Raw genomic sequence first — 20,375 nt, forward strand, 5'->3', positions numbered from 1 at the left:
ACCATGTGGGAAAAGCTTAAACAAGTCCACTATATGTTTCATATTGCGCTGGTCTTTATCATCTTTCCAGTGGCGGGAGTGATTAGCGGGGAATACCCGCTTTTCCTCTTGCTCTGGACAGCTACTTTTGTTGTGTCTTACTATGCGGTCTTGTTAAGTAACCATCGCCTTATCCAGTTTTTTTCTTGGTGGCTCCTGGTTGCTTACATATATTATGGTTCTGTCTGGTTAAATACAGGTTTTACTTGGTACATTTTTTATCTATCTAATCTGCTTATTTACGAACTAGATGATATTTCTTTTAAATCCTGGCGTTTTTTAACCTTTATCGCCTTGCAGCCCATTATTGTGATGACTAATTACTTGGTGGGGAATGTTGGTCCAGCAGAGCTACTCTTCTTTGTTGTAACCTTTCTCTTTTCGGATGGATTGACTTTTGGTCTCCATCGGATTCAAATGACAGAGCGAATCAAGGAAGAAAAGGTCAAGCAAAATGCCCAGCTGAATCTCTTTCTGGCGGAAAATGAGCGCAATCGGATTGGTCGAGACTTACATGATAGTCTAGGGCATACCTTTGCCATGCTCAGTGTTAAGGCGGAGCTGGCTCAGCAGTTTTTACAGATGGAAGCCTACGACAAGGCTGAAAAAGAACTGCAGGAAGTGCAAGAGATTAGTAAGAAGTCTATGGCTGATGTTCGGCGGATTATTAACAATCTAAAGAATCGGACTCTAGATGAAGAATTGGTGACCATTCGAGCTATGCTTGAGATGAGCGGCGTTCAGGTAAAAATAGATAACCAGCTCAATGTTGCCAGTATCCCACCGAGTCAGCAGTCAACAATCAGTATGATTTTGCTGGAAGCAGCGACCAATATCATCAAGCATGCCAAGGCTAAAAAGAGTAATTTTTCTTTGGTAAAGAAAAACGAAAAACTTGTTTTAGACATTCAGGATGATGGTTGTGGTTTTCAAAAGCTGACTGGTCGGGAGTTGCATAGTATTCGAGAGCGACTGTCTGCCTTGTCAGGAACGATTGAGATTCTTAGCAGCCAAGATCCGACGTGGATTCGGATTGCATTGCCATACGGAGGGAAGGAAGCATGAAACTTTTGTTAGCAGAAGATCAAAGTATGCTGAGAGATGCTCTAGCTCAGCTCTTGCAGATGCAGCCAGATGTGAAAGAAGTCTATCAGGCCGCGGATGGGCAGAAGGCTATTGACTGTCTCAGTTCAGAAACTGTTGATGTGGCTATTTTGGATGTGGAAATGCCTCATCAAACAGGCCTAGACGTTCTCGAATGGGTCAAGGCAAATCGACCCAACACCAAGGTCATCATTGTCACCACATTTAAACGTCCGGGCTATTTTGAACGTGCTGTAAAGTCTAATGTAGATGCTTATGTTTTAAAAGAACGCAGCATAGCTGATCTTATGAAAACGATTCAAACAGTATTAGACGGAAAAAAAGAATATTCTCCTGAGTTGATGGAAGTCATGATGACAAGTAAGAATCCCTTGTCCAATCAAGAAATTTTAGTTTTGCAAGCAGCAGCAAGAGGTTTATCTAGTAAAGAAATTGCGCAAAAGCTTTATCTATCAAATGGCACCATTCGCAATTATATGTCGAGTATTTTAATGAAATTAACAGCAGAAAATCGTTTGGAAGCAGTTCGAATTGCTCAAGAAAATGGTTGGATATAAATAAGTTTTTACAAGATATGGATGCAAAGAAATTGAATATAATAGCTTAACTAGTTTTTTATCGCTTTTGTTTGATAAACTTTTTTAAATATGTTATAATCTTGAAAAAGAAGATAGGAGTTTTATATTATGTTATTTTTAGTAATGCCGATTGTTGTTATCGTCCTTATTATCGTTCTTTTTAGTTCGTTGTACGTTGTTCGTCAACAGTCTGTGGCAATCATAGAACGTTTTGGAAGATATCAAAAGCTAAGTAATAGCGGAATTCATTTACGCTTGCCATTTGGTATTGATCATATCGCAGCACGTGTGCAATTACGCCTGTTGCAAAGCGAGATTGTTGTTGAAACAAAGACGCAAGACAATGTATTTGTCATGATGAACGTTGCGACACAATATCGTGTGAATGAAAATAATGTAACAGATGCTTACTATAAATTGATTCGTCCAGAAGCTCAAATCAAGTCTTATATTGAAGATGCCTTGCGTTCATCTGTTCCTAAATTGACATTGGATGAATTATTTGAAAAGAAGGATGAAATTGCGCTTGAAGTCCAAAAGCAAGTAGCAGAAGAAATGTCTACCTACGGTTATATTATTGTTAAAACTTTGATTACAAAAGTTGAACCGGATGCAGAAGTTAAGCAATCGATGAATGAAATCAATGCTGCTCAACGGAAACGTGTTGCTGCTCAAGAATTGGCTGAAGCTGACAAAATTAAAATTGTTACCGCCGCAGAAGCTGAAGCTGAAAAAGATCGCCTTCATGGGGTGGGTATTGCAGAACAGCGGAAAGCGATTGTGGATGGCTTAGCAGATTCTATCAAGGAGTTAAAAGGTGCCAATATTGAATTGAAAGAAGAACAAATTATGTCAATTCTTTTAACTAACCAATATCTTGATACATTGAATAATTTTGCAGATAGTAAGGGAAATAATACAGTTTTCTTGCCAGCTAACCCTGATGGAGTTGAAAATATAAGAACGCAAATTTTATCAGCTCTCAAAGCAAAATAAAGAATATTCTGAATTGTTTTATTCGTCAAAATAAATGGCCTTTTCCGTTGACAAAACAAATAAAAACATTTAAAATATTTAATTAGAAATAATAAATAGGAGAAGGAAATGGCTAAATCTAACTTTGAAAAAGTAGAATCAGTTGTTGGTTGGGTTCGTGATAAAAAAATCACGGGTTATCGCATCAGTAAAGAAACGAATGCTCGTGAAATGTCTATCATTGCCCTTGCTCAAGGACGTGCTAAGGTGAAAAATATCTCATTTGAAACCGCTCTTGGTTTGATTGATTTTTACGATAAAAATCATGAAAAATTCGAAAACTAACTGATGAATTTTTAGCAGGTTACTAACCTGCTTTTTTTATTTATATTTATAAAATACCGGAATTTTTATTAATTAAAATGAATAAGTATAGATAAAAGAACATATTTATTTGATTTTTATTATCTATTTCTGATGAATAAATTTACAAAAATATTATAAACTTATTTTGAGAGTGGATTTGCTTTGAAAAAAATATTCTGAAAAATTAGAAATATGATTTTTCTGTAAGTTTTTGAAAGAAAATGTGTGTTTAAACTATTTACTTTTGTTTGAATAAAAATTAGTTGTTTCGGAAGAAGTTTGAGATTCTAAGATAGAAAATAAAGACGAAGCCAGAGAAAATCTTTCAGCTTCGTCTTTTTCATAGTTATTCAAGGTAACGTTGTAGGAATTCTTTCGTACGTTCTTCTTTCGGGTGAGTGAAAATGTCTTCTGGTTTACCTTCTTCGGCAATGATACCTTTGTCCATGAAAATGACACGGTTTGAAACATCTCGTGCAAATTCCATTTCATGGGTGACGACGATCATAGTTAAACCATCTTGAGCAAGGTCTTTCATGATTTTCAGTACTTCACCAACCATTTCAGGATCAAGAGCTGATGTTGGTTCGTCAAATAAAATGGCATCAGGGTTCATGGATAAGGCGCGTGCAATAGCAACGCGCTGCTTCTGTCCGCCAGAAAGCTGTTTTGGTTTTGCTTGCCAGTAAAGTTGGCCCATACCGACTTTTTCAAGATTTTCTTTGGCGATTTTTTCAGCATCTGTTCGTTCTCGCTTGAGAACACTTGTCTGTGCGACAATGGTATTTTCAAGAACATTGAGATTTTCAAAAAGGTTGAAACTTTGGAAAACCATGCCAAGTTTTTCGCGGTAGTGGGTGAGGTTATAGTTTTCTGCTAGCACATTTTCGCCACGATAAAGGATTTCTCCTCCACTTGGCTCTTCAAGGAGATTGATAGAGCGCAAGAAGGTTGATTTTCCACTACCGGAGCTTCCGATGATAGAGATGACTTCTCCGGAGTGAACAGTAAGAGAAATATCTTTTAAAACTTCATTTTGTCCGTAGGATTTTTTTAGATGCTTGATTTCTAAAATAGTATCACTCATGCCTTAGCTCCCTTCGTCTGCATTTGATTAGCACCTGTTGTATACTCATCTGTGTCAAAGCGACGTTCTACATAACGGAGAATGCGTGTTACTGTAAAAGTTAAGATAAAGTAGATAACGGCAATAATTGTAAAGGTTTGAAAATATTGGTAAGTTTGGGTGGCAATAGTATTTCCTGAAAAATACAGTTCCACAACAGAGATAACATTCAATACGGAAGTATCTTTAATATTGATGACAAATTCATTTCCCGTTGCAGGTAGGATGTTACGTACGACTTGTGGAAGGACAACTTTACGCATGGTTTGATTGTGTGTCATTCCCAGAGCAGTTGCGGCTTCAAATTGTCCCTTATCAACAGCGAAAATACCTCCCCGGACAATCTCACTCATATAAGCACCTGTGTTGATAGAGACGATAAAAATGGCGGCAATTGTACGATCAATAGAAACTCCAAATGCTTGCGCTGTTCCATAGTAAATAACCATAGATTGAACAATCATAGGTGTCCCACGGAAAATTTCGATGTAGATATTTAGGATCCAGCCAAATAAGGTTTGTAAAATAGCTAGACTTTTGTTTTTCGCTGTGGGGGCTGTGCGGTAGATGCCGATTAAGAGCCCGATGATGAGTCCTGCAATTGTACCAGTAATGGAGATGAGAAGAGTCAAACCAGCTCCGCGCAGAAATTGTGGCCAGTTATCTTTCAAAATCTTTGTCACTTGTCCGAAGAAGCTAGTCTTATCTTGACTAGAGCTTGTTTCGACAGGTTGATGTTGAATCATTTTATCCATTAAGGAGGCTTGGTCTTTGGAGCTGATTTTGGCAATGGCAGCATTGACTTGTTCTAGGCGAGAGTCATTTTTGCGCATTCCGATTGCGATTGTGGAATCTTCTTCACTCACTTCAAAACCTTTTTTGAACTGAATCATTTTAAATTTTGAGTTAGCTGCTTCAGCTGTGAGAGCTTCAGGGCGTTCGGAGATGTAACCATCAATCACTCCTGATTCAAGCGCTTGGCGCATTTGAGCGAAATCTCCCATTGCGGTTTCTTGCTTAGCACCAGTCAATTGAGATATCAGATTATAGAGATAGACACCTTGTTGGGAGGTGATTTTTGCTCCTTTGAAGTCATTCAAATTTTTGGCATTTGCATAGGCGCCATCTTTTTTGACCAGCATTACTGGCTCACTGGTATAATAACTCTTTGAAAAAGCAATTTCTTTTTTCCGTTCAGCTGTTGGACTCATACCAGCTACAATCATGTCCAATTTTCCTGATGTCAATGCAGGAATCAAACCATTCCAAGAAGTTTTGACCACTAAAGGCTTCTTGCCTAGTGCATTTGCGACTTGTTTTGCAATTTGGACATCGTAACCGTTGGCATATTGGTTGGTACCTTCAATTTTGACTGCACCATTTTTGTCATCATCTTGGGTCCAGTTGAAAGGAGCGTAAGCCGCTTCCATTCCGATACGCAAGTATTCATCAGCTTGAGTTCTATTTGCAAATCCGAAACTAAGTAACAGAAGTGATAATAGTGATAAGAATAATTTTTTCATATTTTCTCCTCATCTAAAAATATCTTCTTTCCATTGTACCGAAAAATGAAATGCTTTTCAATATTAGTAAACCCTTACTTAAAAAAATGGTATAATAAATTTGACTAGTCAAAGGAGGGTGTCAGATGAAAAAGTTCTTTTGGGGTATAGTGATTTTTTTCTCATGTTTATTCTTTAGTCAGCATGTTTTAGCTGTGAGTTATGACATCGAATCTTACAAAGGGGATCTACAGATTCATTCAGATAATACGGCAACTTTTGTTGAGATAGTCGATTACCGTTTCTCAAGCCATTATAATGGACAAGTTATTACTTTAGGGACATCTGGAAAAGTTCCTCGTGGCTTTGATGTAGAGGGAAAACCAACGATTCGGGCTTTGAAAAATGGTCAGCCCAAGACCGATATTACTGCTGTTCAAGAGCGTATTGCAGGTGGTTATAAATATAAAATTTATAATGCTGGTAACAAAGGGGATCGTGTAAGGATTGAGATTACTTGGAAACTGAAAAATATGTTGTTTGTCTACAATGATATTGTAGAATTGCATTGGATTCCGATTAGTGATTGGGATAAAAAATTAAATAATGTAGAATTTCGAATTACTCCTCCGGCTACTTCACAACAGACTGAATTATATGCTCATACAGGCTATTTTATGAAGCCAGCTCAAGTGACACGAGAGGGAGATAGCTATCTGATTCGTGTAGCAAGTATTGCTAGAAATAATAACTTAGAATTTCATGCATATTGGAATCGGTCACTAATAACTGTTCCGGAGAATAGTTTAGCTGTTATAAAACGCAATTGGTTACAAGAGTTTCGTCGAGTTGAAAGGGAAGTTGCTACTGATACAAAAAGATACCAGAAATTGGTAGACTGGGATTTACCACTTGCTTTGGTGTTGGTTGGTCTGATTAGTTTGGCTTTTTACATTGCTTTTCATCTTAGTACGAAACCTCGTGCAACATTTCCTAAGCATGCTCGTTTGTACGAAATCCCGCAAGATTTACCACCAATGGTCATTGCTTCAAATGTTTTTTCGGTAGATTTGACAGAGCTGAATCCTACTAAGAAACAAGAAACTGCTCTGAAATTTGAAAACCTTATCCAAGCCACTTTGCTGGATTTGATTGATCGAGGGAATCTTGTTTTTACAGATGATACAAAACAACCACAATTGCAAAGAGTAACAGACAAAGGTTTATCGGATTTTGAACAAGAATTTTTAAATATGGCTATGGGGGACAACAACCAGATCCTTTTGAAAAATCTATTTTCAGATTTTAAAATTGACAATAAGATATATAGCAGAGGTGAGCGGGCTGTTCGTAGTGCAGGAAACAGAGTAAAAAATCTGTTGCAACATTATTTAACAACTATTACAGAAGATATCCATGAAATCATTGAGCGAGAACAATTACCGAATAATTATCGCTCAGTTACTAAAAAGGAATTCTTGTATTTATATCTGGCAATGTTTCTTATGGAGCTTATTGCGATAGGGTCTTTTGGTATCCTAGCTTGGATTTTATTGATATATGGACTTGTTTTTTATCGCTTTGCAGTCAGTTTTTTCATTGCCGGTGGAATGCTGTATTACCTTTTGAGAAAATGCAAAATGGTGAAGCGTGATGGCGTCTTAAATGAAGAAGGAGCAGAAAACTATTATTACTGGAAGAGTTTTGCTAATATGCTGCATGAGATTGCTCATTTAAAGGACACAGAAGTGGAAGGAGTGATTTTGTGGAACAGACTATTGGTTTATGCTGCTATGTTTAATTGTGCAGATAAGGTATCCAAGACGATGAAATTACGCAAAATCACAATTGATAATCCATCAATGAATGCTTTTGTTTATCAGGATATGTCGTATGATTTTCATACTAGTTCGCACGCTTTTGTGAGTTATGGAACAGCAGCTAATTCGGCTAGCAGTTTCTCTGTTTCATCAAGTGGAAGTAGCGGTGGTGGCTTCTCTGGTGGTGGCGGAGGCGGAGGCGGCGGTGCCTTTTAACCAAATGCCCTATTCTCTTGTTTGAAATTATGCTATAATGAAACAAATCAATCTTAGGAGAAGAAAATGTTTATTATTGAAATTTTGAAGTCCATTATCTTTGGGATTGTGGAGGGAATTACAGAGTGGCTGCCAATTTCGAGTACAGGTCACTTGATTTTAGTTCAAGAATTTCTCAAATATAAAAATCAGAATGCTGCTTTTATGGAGATGTTCAATGTTGTAATCCAATTAGGAGCGATTTTAGCGGTTGTAGTGATTTATTTTGATAAATTAAATCCGTTTAAACCTGAAAAGACAGCGCGTGAAGTGCAGAAAACATGGCAATTATGGGCCAAAGTGGTGATTGCAGCTGCACCGGCTGCCATTATCGGGCTGCCTTTGGATGATTGGTTTGATGCTCATTTTTATAACTTCATTTCTGTTGCCTGTATGTTGATTATCTATGGTGTTGCTTTTATTTTGTTGGAAAAACGCAATAAAAGTGTGGAACCAGCGATTACTAATTTAGAGCGTTTACCTTATAAAACCGCTCTCTACATTGGATTGTTCCAAGTATTGTCACTTTTCCCAGGTACCAGTCGTTCAGGGGCAACCATCGTGGGTGGGCTTTTGAATGGTACTAGTCGTTCTGTGGTGACAGAATTTACTTTCTTTCTGGGAATTCCCGTTATGTTTGGAGCTAGTGGTTGGAAAATCTTGAAGTTTATCATCAAAGGAAATACACTGGGGTTTGGGCAGCTCTTTCTGTTGCTTGTGGCAATGGGTGTTGCATTTTGGGTCAGTCTCTATGTGATTCGTTTCTTGACAGATTATGTGAAAAAACATGATTTTACAATCTTTGGGAAATATCGTATTGGCCTTGGAGTCTTGCTGATTGTTTACGGAATTTTTAAAGCTATTTTTTAACCGATTCAAAACTCAACAGCTTTTGTTGAGTTTTTTAGTTCGTCAAAGAAAACAAAAGCTGTCTATTTTTTGTAAAAAAGACGAAATTTTAGTATAATGAGAAGACTAGAAGTATGAGGTAATGCGATGGAAATGAAGCAAATTAGTGATACAACGATTAAAATCACAATAAAATTAGAAGATTTAGAAGAACGTGGAATGGAGATGGCAGATTTTCTCGTTCCGCAAGAAAAGACAGAAGAGTTTTTCTATGCAATTTTAGATGAGTTGGAAATGCCAGAGAGTTTTTTGGATAGCGGTATGCTCAGTTTTCGTGTAACCCCTAAACCAGACCGACTGGATGTTTTTGTCACCAAGTCTAAGATTGATAAGAATCTGAATTTTGATGATTTAGCAGATTTACCAGATGTAGAAGAGCTGTCTCAAATGTCTCCAGATGAATTTTTAAAGACATTAGAAAAAAATATTTTTGAGAAAAGCAAAGACGATATTGAAGCTGTTCGGTCTTTGGAAACGGCAGAAGCAGAAAATAGTAGAAGCACTTCTGATATGGAAGAACAAGAGGAAGATAATGACGAGCTAACACAAAAATATATATATTACATTTTGAAGTTTGCCAACCTAAGAGAAGTGATTGTTTTTGCTAAAACGGTAGATTATACCGTCAATACTTCAGAGTTATACAAAATGGGCAGTCACTATTATTTGACAATTTTGGTTGATATTGAAGGCCACCCTAAGCGATATCCGGCTTGGCTTCTTGCATCTATGCGTGAACATGCAGAAGATACAGCTGTGACAAGAGCTGTTTTGCAAGAGCATGGTTACTTATTGCTTGTCAACGATGCGGTTTCCAATCTTCAAAAGGTTAAATGATTATGATTCCCTTTCCCTTAAAATTTATTTTGGTTTTACTAGGAACCTTTTTCATTGGTGTGATTCTCACGCCCTTGGTTCGTTTGTTAGCATTTAAGATAGGTGCAGTAGATTATCCAAATGCTCGCAGAATCAATAAAAAGCCAATGCCAAGTAGCGGTGGGTTAGCTATCGTTATTGCTTTCTTAGTTGCTACACTTGTGTTAATGCCGATGATTGTGCAGGCAACTTTTTCTGGAAAGACCTATTTTGATTATATATGGCCTGTTGCTTTAGGAGGCGGTATTATCGCTCTAACCGGGCTGATTGATGATGTGAAAGAGTTGAAACCCTTAGCAAAGATGTCAGGGATTGTGTTAGCTGCCGGTTTGATTTGGTTATTAACGGATTTTCGTTTGAATCACTTTAAAATTCCTTTTGGCGGTCCGTTGCTACACTTTGCACCTTGGTTATCTTTCATTTTAACGGTTATCTGGATTATTTCAATTACCAATGCTGTCAATTTGCTTGATGGACTGGACGGATTAGTGAGTGGTGTATCTATTATTTCATTGGTAACAATGGGAATCGTTTCCTACTTCTTCTTGCCAGAACACAATGTTTTTCTAACCTTAACTATTTTTGTATTGGTCATGTCTATTGCAGGATTTTTTCCTTACAACTATCACCCAGCGATTATTTATTTGGGTGATACGGGGGCACTATTTATCGGTTTTATGATCGCAGTTTTGTCATTGCAAGGCTTGAAGAATGCGACAGCTGTTGCTGTGATTACTCCGATGATTATTCTGGGGGTACCAATTACAGATACATTTTTAGCGATTGTGCGCAGAACTTTATCTGGTCAAAAATTTTATACGCCAGATAAGCGTCATCTTCATCACCGTTTGCTATCTTTGGGGTTGACACACCGTGGGACAGTCTTAGTTATTTATGGGATTTCTATGATTTTTGCCATGATTTCTCTTTTGTTAAATATCTCAAGTCGTATCGGTGGTGTGCTGTTGGTGATTGGATTGCTCTTTGGAGTGGAGCTGTTAGCGGAGCTCATTGGTATTTTGGGGTCAAATCGGACACCACTTCTTAAGATTCTCCGATTTATTGGCAATTCTGCCTATCGGGAAGAAATTCGTAAACGGTTCAGAAATAGAAGAAAGAAATAGAGTTTGAGGAAAACAAAATCAAAGCCTTTTTGGCTTTTTTTTGCTATACTTATAAAGTATATAATGGATAGGAAGAAAGGAAAGTTTGCCATGTCTGTCTTAGAAATCAAAAACCTCCATGTAGATATTGAAGGAAAGAAAATTTTGAAGGGAGTCAATTTGACTCTTAAAACAGGAGAGGTTGCTGCCATTATGGGGCCGAATGGTACAGGGAAGTCCACCTTATCGGCGGCGATTATGGGAAATCCAAATTATGAGGTGACCGAGGGAGAGATTCTCTTTGATGGTGTCAATATTTTAGAACTGGATGTGGATGAACGAGCTCGTATGGGACTTTTTCTTGCTATGCAGTACCCAAGTGAAATTCCAGGTATTACCAATGCAGAATTTTTGCGTGCAGCCATGAATGCAGGTAAAGAAGATGATGAAAAAATCTCTGTCCGTGATTTTATCATGAAATTGGATGAAAAAATGGAATTGCTCAATATGAAAGAGGAAATGGCAGAACGTTATCTGAATGAAGGTTTTTCTGGTGGTGAAAAGAAGCGCAATGAAATTTTACAATTATTGATGCTGGAGCCGACATTTGCACTATTGGACGAAATAGACTCTGGCCTAGATATTGATGCCTTGAAAGTCGTATCGAAGGGTGTCAATGCTATGCGTGGAGAGAATTTTGGTGCCATGATTATTACACACTACCAACGCTTGTTGAATTACATTAAGCCTGATGTGGTTCATGTTATGATGGACGGGCATGTGGTGGCTTCGGGTGGACCAGAATTAGCTGTTCGTTTAGAGCAGGAAGGCTATGCCAAATTAGCTGAAGAACTTGGTTTTGATTACCAAGAAGACGCCTAGTCAACCCTTCTTTTTGCTTATAAAAAATAGGAGGATGAAATGACAAAAGAAACCATTAAACACTTTTCACAAATGCATGCGGAGCCTGAATGGTTGGCAAATCTTCGACAAGCTGCCTTTGATAAAATAGAAGAATTGAACTTACCGATTATTGAGCGCGTGAAATTTCACCGTTGGAACTTGGGAGATGGTACACTTTCGGAAAATGAAGCTTTTGCTCACGTGCCTGATTTCACAGCTCTGAATGACCATTTAACATTGGTGCAGCTTGGAACACAGACTGTTTTAGAGCAATTGCCGACTGAACTAGCGGAGCAAGGAGTTATCTTTACAGACTTTTACACTGCTCTTGAGGAAATTCCAGAAATCATGGAAAAGTATTTTATGTCTTCAGTTAAATATGATGAAGATAAGCTGGCAGCCTACCATACAGCTTATTTCAATAGTGGAGCGGTGCTCTATATTCCAGATAATGTTGAAATCAGTCAACCCATTGAAGGTATTTTTTACCAAGACAGTGAAAGTGATGTACCATTTAATAAGCACATTCTAATTATTGCAGGGAAACACTCCAAGTTTACCTATTTAGAGCGTCTGGAGACCTATGGTTCTGGCAGTCTTTCTGCAACAGCAAATATCACGGTGGAAGTCATTGCCCAAGCAGGATCACAGATTAAGTTTTCAGCTATTGATCGATTGGGTGAAAATGTCACAGCTTATATCAGTCGTCGGGGTAAGTTGGAAGATGATTCGATGATTGACTGGGCGATTGGGGTTATGAATGAAGGCAATGTGATTGCTGATTTTGACAGCGATTTGTTCGGCCGTGGAAGTCATGCAGATATGAAAGTGGTAGCTCTCTCTCGTGGCAAACAGACTCAAGGAATTGACAGTCGTGTTACGAACTACGGTTGCAATTCGATTGGTAATATCCTCCAACATGGTGTGATTTTGGAAAAGGGAACGTTGACTTTTAACGGAATCGGTCACATTATCAAGGGAGCCAAGGGAGCAGATGCTCAACAGGAAAGTCGAGTGCTCATGTTGTCTGATAAAGCACGTTCAGATGCTAATCCTATTCTTTTGATTGATGAAAATGATGTGACAGCAGGGCATGCGGCGTCTATCGGTCAGGTAGATCCAGAAGATATGTACTATCTTATGAGTCGAGGGCTAGATCAGGCAACGGCAGAACGGTTAGTAGTGCGTGGTTTCTTAGGTTCTGTGATCGTTGAAATTCCGGTCAAAGAAGTCCGTGCTGAAATGATTGAAAATATTGATAAAATTTTGGCTAAGAAATAAAAAGATAGGAAAAGAAATGTCTAAACTTGATGTAGAAGCTGTTCGGAAGGACTTTCCAATTTTGAATCAAATTGTCAATGATGAGCCACTAGTTTATTTGGACAATGCAGCAACGACCCAAAAGCCAAGGCAGGTCTTAGAAGCGGTCTTGGCTTATTATGAAAAGGATAATGCTAATGTCCATCGTGGAGTTCATACACTTGCTGAGCGAGCAACGACGGCTTATGAAGCTGCGCGTGAACGAATTCGCTCCTTTATCCATGCTGCTTCAACGAAAGAAGTTCTCTTTACGAGAGGTGCGACGACTGGTCTCAATTGGGTAGCAAACTATGCCAAAAGTGTGTTACAGCCAGGGGATGAGGTGTTGATTTCTGTTATGGAGCATCATTCTAATATTATTCCTTGGCAAGAAGCTTGTAAGAAAACAGGTGCTAGATTGATTTATGCTTATCTGAAAAATGGCATGCTAGACCTTGCTGACCTTCAATCAAAATTAACTAAAAAGACACGGTTTGTTGCGCTGGCTCATGTTTCTAATGTACTAGGTGTGATGAATCCTATAAAAGAAATAGCTGGGATGGTTCATCAAGTAGGAGCACTTTTGGTGGTGGATGGTGCTCAATCAATCCCACACGTAAAGATTGATGTTCAAGACTTGGATGTTGATTTTTTTGCGTTTTCAGGTCACAAGATGTTAGGTCCTACTGGCATTGGTGTTCTCTATGGTAAAGAAGAATTCCTGAAGAAAATGTCTCCGATTGAATTTGGTGGAGAAATGATTGATTTTGTCTATGAACAGGATGCGACATGGAAAGAGCTTCCTTGGAAATTTGAGGCAGGTACACCTAATATAGCTGGTGCTATTGGCCTGGCTGCAGCCATTGACTATTTAGACAACATCGGGATGGCAACGGTTCATCAGTATGAGCAGGACTTGATAGCTTATCTATTTCCAAAATTACAAGCTGTTAAGGGTCTTACTATTTATGGTTCAGAAAACGTGGATCAGCGATCAGGTGTCATTTCTTTTAATCTAACGGGGCTTCATCCTCATGATGTAGCAACCGCTCTAGATTATGAAGGTGTGGCTGTCCGGGCTGGTCATCACTGCGCTCAACCTTTGTTGAGTTACCTAGGAGTACCAGCAACTGTTCGAGCTAGTTTTTATATATACAATACCAAAGCGGATTGCGACAAGCTCGTTGAAGCTTTGAAGAAAACAAAGGAGTTTTTCAATGGCACTTTCTAAACTCAATAGTCTTTATAAGGCTGTTGTGACGGACCATTCAGCTCACCCTCATCATCAAGGTCAGTTGGATGGAGTAGAACAAGTTAGCCTCAATAATCCTACCTGCGGAGATGTCATCAGTCTGTCGGTTCAGTTTGATGAACAAGGAGTGATTGAAGATATTGCCTTTCTAAATTCTGGCTGCAGTATTTCTACAGCGTCAGCTAGTATGATGACTGATGTAGTTTTAGGAAAAACAAAAGGTGAAGCGCTCCAATTGGCAGAGATTTTCTCCCAAATGGTTCAAGGTAAGGAAGACAAGCAGCAGATGGCATTGGGAGACGCGGCTTTTTTGGCTGGTGTTGCCAAATTTCCACAGCGTATCAAATGCTCAACCTTAGGCTGGAATGCTCTTAAAAAGGCAATTGAGGAAGCTGGAAAGTCTGAAAAAAATTAATAATTGAGCTTAAATAAAAAATGCACCGCACCCCAAAAGTTAGACAAAAAAATCTAATTTTTGGGGTGCGGTACATTATCGTGATTTTTATAATTTTTCATTGACATATTGGACAAATTCATTCCACCATGATTTGAGAAAGAAAGGGCGTTCGATTCTTTCTGCTGAAAGCATAGAAATCGTTGGTGGTCGCTTATCAAGATAGCCTTTTCCAATTAAATCGTTGTCTGTATAAGTTAGTTTTCCAACAAGGGTACCCTTTTTTAAAGGAGTAGGATAGCCTTTTTTATTAGTTGTAAAATGTACAGTAGGCTTTTTGTGGTTGTATCTCCTCACAATGGTGAGTTTTTCACTTGCAACGGCAGTGACTTCATCTTTTTGACCGTTGATAATGCGAGCAGAGCTTTTATCATAGGATTCACCTTTTTTTACAAGAGTTTGGACAGTGAATTGCTGATAAATATAAGACATAAACCTAGAAGTGGCTGTGAAACGGGCGTTTTCATCTTTATCTGCATGATCGACATTGAGAAGGACTGTAATCAAACGCATGCCTCTCTGCTGGATTGTTCCGACAAAGGAAGCTCCTCCTTTATCAGAAGAACCGGTTTTTAGACCATCCACTCCAGCGCGAAAAGCCGGCATATCTTTAAGCATATGATTGGATGATGTAAGTGTCATACCTGCAAAGTTAGATGTAGCTTTTTTGGTAATTTCTAAAACTTCTGGATAATCAAGAATTAAACGACGAGCAATAATTGCAATATCATAAGCGCTCAATTTGTTTTCATCATCTTTGTTTGAACCAGGATAAAAATGTTCTTCTCCTAAAACAGAATTTTTAAGTCCAGAAGCATTGACAATAGTGGCATTTTTGATTCCCCATTGTTGCAATTTAGCTTTCATTAAGTCAACAAATTTTTTCTCACTACCTGCGACCTTCTCTGCTAAAGCAATCGCTGGGCTATCAGCACTTGCAATCAAGGAAGTTTCTAATAATTCTTTAACAGTGTACTTTCTAGCCTCTAATGGAACGTTATTAGTAGCTGGATTAACGGTTAATTGGTAAGGGTAATTAGAAATATCCACTGAGGTTTGGAGAGTGAACTTTCCTTGGTGAATGGCTTCATAGACCAAATAAGCTGTTAGCAATTTAGTAATAGAAGCAACTTCAACTGGCTGATTAGCATCTTTTTCATACAAGATTTTTCCAGTTGTAGCATCAACCGCAATAGCGTGCTTGGCGCCTACGTCAAAATTATCGGCCCAAACAATAGGAGTTAAGGTAAATAAGAAAGTCGTGACAAGTGTCATAATATATTTTTTCATAGTGATCCCTTTTTGTGAATTTATTATTATTGTATCATAAAATAAGGAGAGCTTCATAGAAAAGGGAGGATATTAGAAAAGATAAAAATGATTCGTTTTTATTTTTAAAGTAAGTTCTGGTATAATAGATAGGATAAGTAACGAATAGAGGAAAACATGAAATTTACAGAATTTAAGTTTAAAGATTATATTCAAGAGGCATTATTAGATTTGAACTTTTTCGAGGCGACAGAAGTACAGGAAAAATTGATTCCAATCGTACTTGCGGGTCGAGATCTAGTTGGAGAGTCCAAAACAGGTTCAGGGAAAACCCACACTTTTTTATTACCAATTTTTCAAAAGATTAATGAGGATGTAGAGAACGTTCAGGCTGTCATTACAGCTCCCAGTCGTGAATTAGCTAGGCAAATTTATCAAGCCGCATGTCAGATTGCTGCTTTTTCTGATAAGGAAATTCGAGTGGCTAATTATGTTGGAGGGACTGATAAAAGTCGTCAAATTGGGAAATTAACTTCTAGTCAGCCGCATATTGTCATTGGCACGCCGGGTCGCATTTATGATTTGGTAGCCTCAGGTGATTTAGCTATTCATAAGGCACATACATTTGTAGTGGATGAAGCTGATGTGACACTTGATATGGGATTTTTGATAACAGTAGATAAGATTGCTTCCAGTCTGCCAAAAGATTTGCAATTTCTTGTTTTTTCTGCGACCATTCCGCAAAAATTGCAACCATTTTTAAAAAAATACCTGTCAAATCCTGTTATCGAGCAAATCAAGACCAAAACAGTTATTTCAGATACTATTGACAATTGGTTGATTTCCACAAAAGGCCGTGATAGGAATGCGCAGATTTATGAGATAACACAGCTGTTACAGCCTTATTTAGCGATGATTTTTGTCAATACTAAGACACGAGCGGATGAATTGTATAGTTATCTAACAACACAGGGGCTCAAAGTGGCAAAGATTCATGGGGATATTGCACCGCGAGAACGCAAACGGATTATGAATCAGGTAAAAAAACTAGATTTTGAATATATTGTGGCGACAGATTTAGCAGCGCGGGGCATTGATATTGAAGGTGTCAGTCATGTCATCAATGATGCAATTCCACAAGATTTATCTTTCTTCGTTCATCGAGTAGGCCGAACAGGTAGAAATGGACTGTCAGGGACAGCAATTACACTTTATCAGCCAAGCGATGATTCAGATATCCGCGAGTTAGAGAAATTGGGTATCCACTTCATTCCTAAAATGATTAAAAATGGCGAGTTTCAAGATACCTATGATCGGGATCGTCGTGCGAATCGTGAAAAAACACCGGAGAAATTGGACACAGAAATGATTGGCTTGGTCAAAAAGAAAAAGAAGAAAATTAAACCGGGTTATAAGAAGAAGATTCAATGGGCCGTCAATGAAAAACGCCGTAAGACTAAACGTGCGGAAAGTCGTGCACGCGGGCGTGCAGAACGAAGAGCCAAGCGCCAACAGTTTTAGCCTTAACATTTTTTTATTGCTTCCATAAATAAAAACAATTATTCTTTAGAAGACGAATGTGATAGACTAGTTTTGCTAGTCTATTTTTATCGTAGCAAATAATTGGTGAAATAAAAAAATTGTGATAAAATTAGGCATTATTGAGAAAGGGAAGGTTGCTATGATTGTTACAACAGTGATGTTAACCTCTAATTGGTATCAAGAATTAGTTCAGAAGATTCCAGACGGTCAGCTTTTTAGTTGGCGATCGGTATTTGATGGATTACCAAGAATTATTGAAAAATTGCCAATAACGTTGATGTTGACGTTAGGGGGAGCTTTTTTTGGATTGATTTTGGCTCTCATTTTTGCAATTGTCAAAATCAGTCGGGTGAAGATCTTATACCCCCTACAGGCATCTTTCGTGAGTTTTTTGCGAGGGACACCTGTGCTTGTTCAGCTTATGCTGACTTATTATGGGATTCCTTTGCTCCTGAAAGCAATCAACTTACGATTCGGGACAGGGCTAAATATTAATGCTATTCCAGCTTATCTATTTGCAATTGTAGCCTTTGCCTTTAATGAAGCAGCTTATGCCAGCGAAACTATTCGAGCAGCGATTTTATCAGTAGATTCGGGTGAGGTTGAAGCGGCTCGTAGTTTAGGAATGACAAATGGTCAGGTTTACCGCCGTATTATTATTCCAAATGCAGCAGTAGTTGCTACACCGACCTTGATTAACTCTTTGATTGGTTTGACTAAAGGTACTTCTCTAGCTTTCAGCGCAGGAGTTGTCGAAGTTTTTGCTCAAGCACAGATTTTGGGTGGTACGGATTATCGTTACTTTGAGCGATTTATCTCGGTGGCTCTTGTCTATTGGGGTGTGAATATAGTGATTGAAGCACTGGGGAGGTTTATCGAAAAGAAAATGGCGATTGAAGCGCCTGATAACCTCAACCCAAGACTAGAGGCGAAAGGAGATATTCGTTAATGATGCGTATTTCAAATCTCAGCAAATCCTTTTCTGGACAACTGGTTTTAAATAATCTTAGTTTAGAAATTCAAAAGGGGGAAGTTGTTGCCTTGATTGGCTCATCTGGTGCAGGGAAATCAACCTTTCTGCGTAGCTTGAATTATCTAGAGCAACCAGATAGCGGGACGATAGCGATTGATGATTTTACAGTGGATTTTTCCAAGATTAGCAAAGAAGAAATTCTAACCTTGCGACGAAAATTGGCTATGGTATTTCAGCAGTTTAATCTTTTTGAGCGTCGAACAGCTTTGGACAATGTCAAAGAAGGTCTATTGGTTGTAAAAAAACTCTCAGACCGTGAAGCAACGACTCTTGCTAAAGAAGAACTAGCAAAGGTTGGTTTGTCAGATCGTGAAAATCACTACCCACGGCATTTATCAGGTGGGCAAAAACAACGAGTTGCTTTAGCACGTGCGCTTGCGATGAAGCCAGATGTTTTACTTTTAGATGAGCCAACATCAGCCCTTGATCCTGAACTAGTAGGAGAAGTCGAAAAATCCATTGCAGATGCAGCCCAGGCCGGGCAGACCATGATTTTAGTCAGTCATGATATGTCTTTTGTGTCTCAAGTGGCAGACAAGGTATTGTTTTTAGATAAGGGACACATTATTGAAGTAGGGACTCCTGATGAAATGATAAACTACCCTAAGGAAGAGCGCACAAAAGAATTTTTTGCCAGTTACAAACGGACATATATTTGATATAATAGAAAAAGAAGCCCAGTTGGCCTTGCTAGCTGGGTTTATTTCGGGCGAATTTATGTTAAGTAAAAGTTAATCTGATGAGGAGAATGACATGCTATCTCGAGTTTTTTTACTCTATCTAGAGAGTTTGCTAATTACGACATTATTGGTAGGAAGTTTTCTAGGCTTATGGATCGGTCTTCGTGCTCTTCGACGTGTTGATAAAACTATCAAGAATCGACAAGCACATTTGTATGATATGTTGCTGATTGCAGTGATGACGATTCCAATTTTATCCTTTGCAATGATGGGGATTTTGCTTGTCTTAAAAGCATAATTCTTGAAAAAAAGCTCTACTAACGTTAGAATAACAGTGATTACAATGAAGGAAGTGATGATATGTATGATACAATTATTATTGGAGCAGGACCAGCAGGAATAACAGCAGCGCTCTATGCTGCTCGTAGCAATCTGAAAGTAGCTCTTATAGAGCGTGGCATTCCAGGTGGACAAATGAATAACACCTCAGATATTGAAAATTATCCTGGATATACTAATATCAGTGGTCCAGAACTAGCAGAAAAAATGTTTGAACCACTCGAAAATTTGGGAGTGGAGCATTTATTTGGGGTTGTTGAAAAAATTGAACAGCAGGGCACTATCAAAAAAGTCTATACAGAAGATAACGTTTTTGAAAGTAAGACACTTATTATTGCGACGGGTGCCTTTCACCGTCATCTGGGAGTACCGGGTGAAGAAGAATTAAACAGCCGCGGGGTATCTTATTGTGCTGTCTGTGATGGCGCTTTTTTCCGAGATGAAGATCTTCTTGTCGTTGGTGGTGGTGATTCTGCGGTAGAAGAAGCGGTCTTTTTAACTCGTTTTGCAAAAACAGTGACCATTATTCATCGCCGCAATGAGTTGCGCGCCCAAAAGTTACTACAGGATCGTGCCTTTGCCAATGAGAAGATTCATTTTATCTGGGATTCAGTTGTACAAGAAATTAAGGGGGACAATCGTGTTCAAAGTGTTGTCGTGGAAAATGTCAAAACAGGTGAAGTGTCAGAACATGAATTTGGCGGTGTCTTTATCTATGTGGGCTTGGATCCAGTTAGTGAGTTTGTCAAAGACTTAGGCATTACCAACGAATCTGGTTGGATCGTGACTGATCATCATATGAAAACAGCAATTTCTGGTATCTATGCTATTGGTGATGTTCGGGAAAAAGACCTTCGTCAAATAACGACTGCTGTTGGTGATGGAGCGATCGCAGGGCAAGAAGTTTATAAATATATCACAGAGAATTGCTAAGACTGGATTCGCCTCCAG

20 protein-coding genes are annotated in these 20,375 nt (G+C 38.5%); 17 read left to right on the forward strand and 3 right to left on the reverse strand.

Going from position 1 to position 20,375, the window contains the following annotated elements; genetic code table 11:
- Nucleotides 1-3 precede the first annotated feature (3 nt).
- The 4 genes from HMPREF1654_RS00385 (at nucleotide 4) to HMPREF1654_RS00400 (ending at nucleotide 3,041) form a co-directional block, all read left to right on the forward strand.
- Nucleotides 4-1,104, forward strand: a complete 1,101-nt coding sequence (locus tag HMPREF1654_RS00385) for a sensor histidine kinase (protein WP_004234072.1) — start codon at nucleotides 4-6, stop codon at nucleotides 1,102-1,104.
- On the forward strand, nucleotides 1,101-1,700 hold the full coding sequence (locus tag HMPREF1654_RS00390) for a response regulator transcription factor (RefSeq protein WP_014829581.1): 600 nt from the start codon (nucleotides 1,101-1,103) through the stop codon (nucleotides 1,698-1,700). The genes HMPREF1654_RS00385 and HMPREF1654_RS00390 overlap by 4 nt, the downstream gene beginning before the upstream one ends.
- A 129-nt stretch (nucleotides 1,701-1,829) precedes the next feature.
- Nucleotides 1,830-2,717 carry an SPFH domain-containing protein gene (locus HMPREF1654_RS00395; RefSeq protein ID WP_003073765.1) on the forward strand — a complete coding sequence of 296 codons (888 nt, stop codon included), beginning with the start codon at nucleotides 1,830-1,832 and terminating at the stop codon, nucleotides 2,715-2,717.
- 108 nt (nucleotides 2,718-2,825) lie between these two features.
- Nucleotides 2,826-3,041: a capsule biosynthesis transcriptional regulator gene (locus tag HMPREF1654_RS00400; protein WP_003073762.1), complete on the forward strand. Its 216-nt coding sequence runs from the start codon at nucleotides 2,826-2,828 to the stop codon at nucleotides 3,039-3,041.
- Between the two features lie 367 nt (nucleotides 3,042-3,408).
- Here HMPREF1654_RS00400 and HMPREF1654_RS00405 read toward each other — a convergent pair whose 3' ends face one another.
- Both HMPREF1654_RS00405 and HMPREF1654_RS00410 read right to left on the reverse strand, forming a co-directional pair.
- Entirely contained in the window at nucleotides 3,409-4,149 is a 741-nt protein-coding gene (locus tag HMPREF1654_RS00405; RefSeq protein WP_003073759.1) for an amino acid ABC transporter ATP-binding protein, read from the reverse strand.
- Complete coding sequence (locus HMPREF1654_RS00410) at nucleotides 4,146-5,711, reverse strand: ABC transporter substrate-binding protein/permease (protein WP_004234074.1); 1,566 nt, start codon at nucleotides 5,709-5,711, stop codon at nucleotides 4,146-4,148. Before HMPREF1654_RS00410 ends, HMPREF1654_RS00405 begins: the two co-directional genes overlap by 4 nt.
- 125 nt (nucleotides 5,712-5,836) lie before the next feature.
- Here HMPREF1654_RS00410 and HMPREF1654_RS00415 point away from each other — a divergent pair, with 125 nt between their 5' ends.
- The 8 genes from HMPREF1654_RS00415 (at nucleotide 5,837) to sufU (ending at nucleotide 14,522) form a co-directional block, all read left to right on the forward strand.
- A complete protein-coding gene (locus HMPREF1654_RS00415) occupies nucleotides 5,837-7,726 on the forward strand; it encodes a DUF2207 domain-containing protein (RefSeq protein WP_003078231.1) in 1,890 nt (629 codons plus the stop codon).
- Between the two features lie 66 nt (nucleotides 7,727-7,792).
- Nucleotides 7,793-8,635: an undecaprenyl-diphosphate phosphatase gene (locus HMPREF1654_RS00420; protein WP_003078379.1), complete on the forward strand. Its 843-nt coding sequence runs from the start codon at nucleotides 7,793-7,795 to the stop codon at nucleotides 8,633-8,635.
- 126 nt (nucleotides 8,636-8,761) lie between these two features.
- Complete coding sequence (gene mecA, locus HMPREF1654_RS00425; RefSeq protein WP_003073748.1) at nucleotides 8,762-9,511, forward strand: adaptor protein MecA; 750 nt, start codon at nucleotides 8,762-8,764, stop codon at nucleotides 9,509-9,511.
- The gene (locus HMPREF1654_RS00430; RefSeq protein WP_003073746.1) at nucleotides 9,508-10,674 is read left to right on the forward strand and encodes a glycosyltransferase family 4 protein; all 1,167 of its coding nucleotides are present in this window, start codon (nucleotides 9,508-9,510) and stop codon (nucleotides 10,672-10,674) included. The genes mecA and HMPREF1654_RS00430 overlap by 4 nt, the downstream gene beginning before the upstream one ends.
- Nucleotides 10,675-10,764: 90 nt before the next feature.
- Nucleotides 10,765-11,535 carry a Fe-S cluster assembly ATPase SufC gene (gene sufC / locus HMPREF1654_RS00435; RefSeq protein WP_003073743.1) on the forward strand — a complete coding sequence of 257 codons (771 nt, stop codon included), beginning with the start codon at nucleotides 10,765-10,767 and terminating at the stop codon, nucleotides 11,533-11,535.
- Nucleotides 11,536-11,574: 39 nt separating this feature from the next.
- Nucleotides 11,575-12,837, forward strand: coding sequence for a Fe-S cluster assembly protein SufD (sufD, locus tag HMPREF1654_RS00440; protein WP_004234067.1), 1,263 nt, complete (start codon nucleotides 11,575-11,577; stop codon nucleotides 12,835-12,837).
- A gap of 16 nt (nucleotides 12,838-12,853) precedes the next feature.
- Nucleotides 12,854-14,086, forward strand: coding sequence for a cysteine desulfurase (locus tag HMPREF1654_RS00445; RefSeq protein WP_003078307.1), 1,233 nt, complete (start codon nucleotides 12,854-12,856; stop codon nucleotides 14,084-14,086).
- On the forward strand, nucleotides 14,073-14,522 hold the full coding sequence (gene sufU, locus HMPREF1654_RS00450; protein WP_004234063.1) for a Fe-S cluster assembly sulfur transfer protein SufU: 450 nt from the start codon (nucleotides 14,073-14,075) through the stop codon (nucleotides 14,520-14,522). Before HMPREF1654_RS00445 ends, sufU begins: the two co-directional genes overlap by 14 nt.
- A gap of 87 nt (nucleotides 14,523-14,609) precedes the next feature.
- On the opposite strand, the gene pbp3 is transcribed toward sufU, so the two are convergent.
- A complete protein-coding gene (gene pbp3, locus HMPREF1654_RS00455; protein WP_003078343.1) occupies nucleotides 14,610-15,851 on the reverse strand; it encodes a D-alanyl-D-alanine carboxypeptidase PBP3 in 1,242 nt (413 codons plus the stop codon).
- Nucleotides 15,852-16,007: 156 nt separating this feature from the next.
- On the opposite strand from pbp3, the gene HMPREF1654_RS00460 reads away from it, so the two are divergent.
- From HMPREF1654_RS00460 to trxB, 5 genes are all read left to right on the forward strand, one after another.
- Nucleotides 16,008-17,351, forward strand: a complete 1,344-nt coding sequence (locus HMPREF1654_RS00460; RefSeq protein WP_003078323.1) for a DEAD/DEAH box helicase — start codon at nucleotides 16,008-16,010, stop codon at nucleotides 17,349-17,351.
- A 160-nt stretch (nucleotides 17,352-17,511) separates the two neighbouring features.
- Entirely contained in the window at nucleotides 17,512-18,321 is an 810-nt protein-coding gene (locus HMPREF1654_RS00465) for an amino acid ABC transporter permease (protein WP_014829582.1), read from the forward strand.
- Entirely contained in the window at nucleotides 18,321-19,064 is a 744-nt protein-coding gene (locus tag HMPREF1654_RS00470; RefSeq protein WP_003078315.1) for an amino acid ABC transporter ATP-binding protein, read from the forward strand. Before HMPREF1654_RS00465 ends, HMPREF1654_RS00470 begins: the two co-directional genes overlap by 1 nt.
- Nucleotides 19,065-19,158: 94 nt before the next feature.
- Complete coding sequence (locus HMPREF1654_RS00475) at nucleotides 19,159-19,383, forward strand: DUF4059 family protein (RefSeq protein ID WP_003073722.1); 225 nt, start codon at nucleotides 19,159-19,161, stop codon at nucleotides 19,381-19,383.
- Nucleotides 19,384-19,445: 62 nt separating this feature from the next.
- Nucleotides 19,446-20,357 (forward strand): thioredoxin-disulfide reductase, encoded by a 912-nt coding sequence (gene trxB, locus HMPREF1654_RS00480; RefSeq protein WP_003078319.1) that lies wholly within the window; start codon nucleotides 19,446-19,448, stop codon nucleotides 20,355-20,357.
- Nucleotides 20,358-20,375 lie beyond the last annotated feature (18 nt).

The organism is Streptococcus intermedius SK54 = ATCC 27335 (genome assembly GCF_000413475.1).
GTDB lineage: Bacteria > Bacillota > Bacilli > Lactobacillales > Streptococcaceae > Streptococcus > Streptococcus intermedius.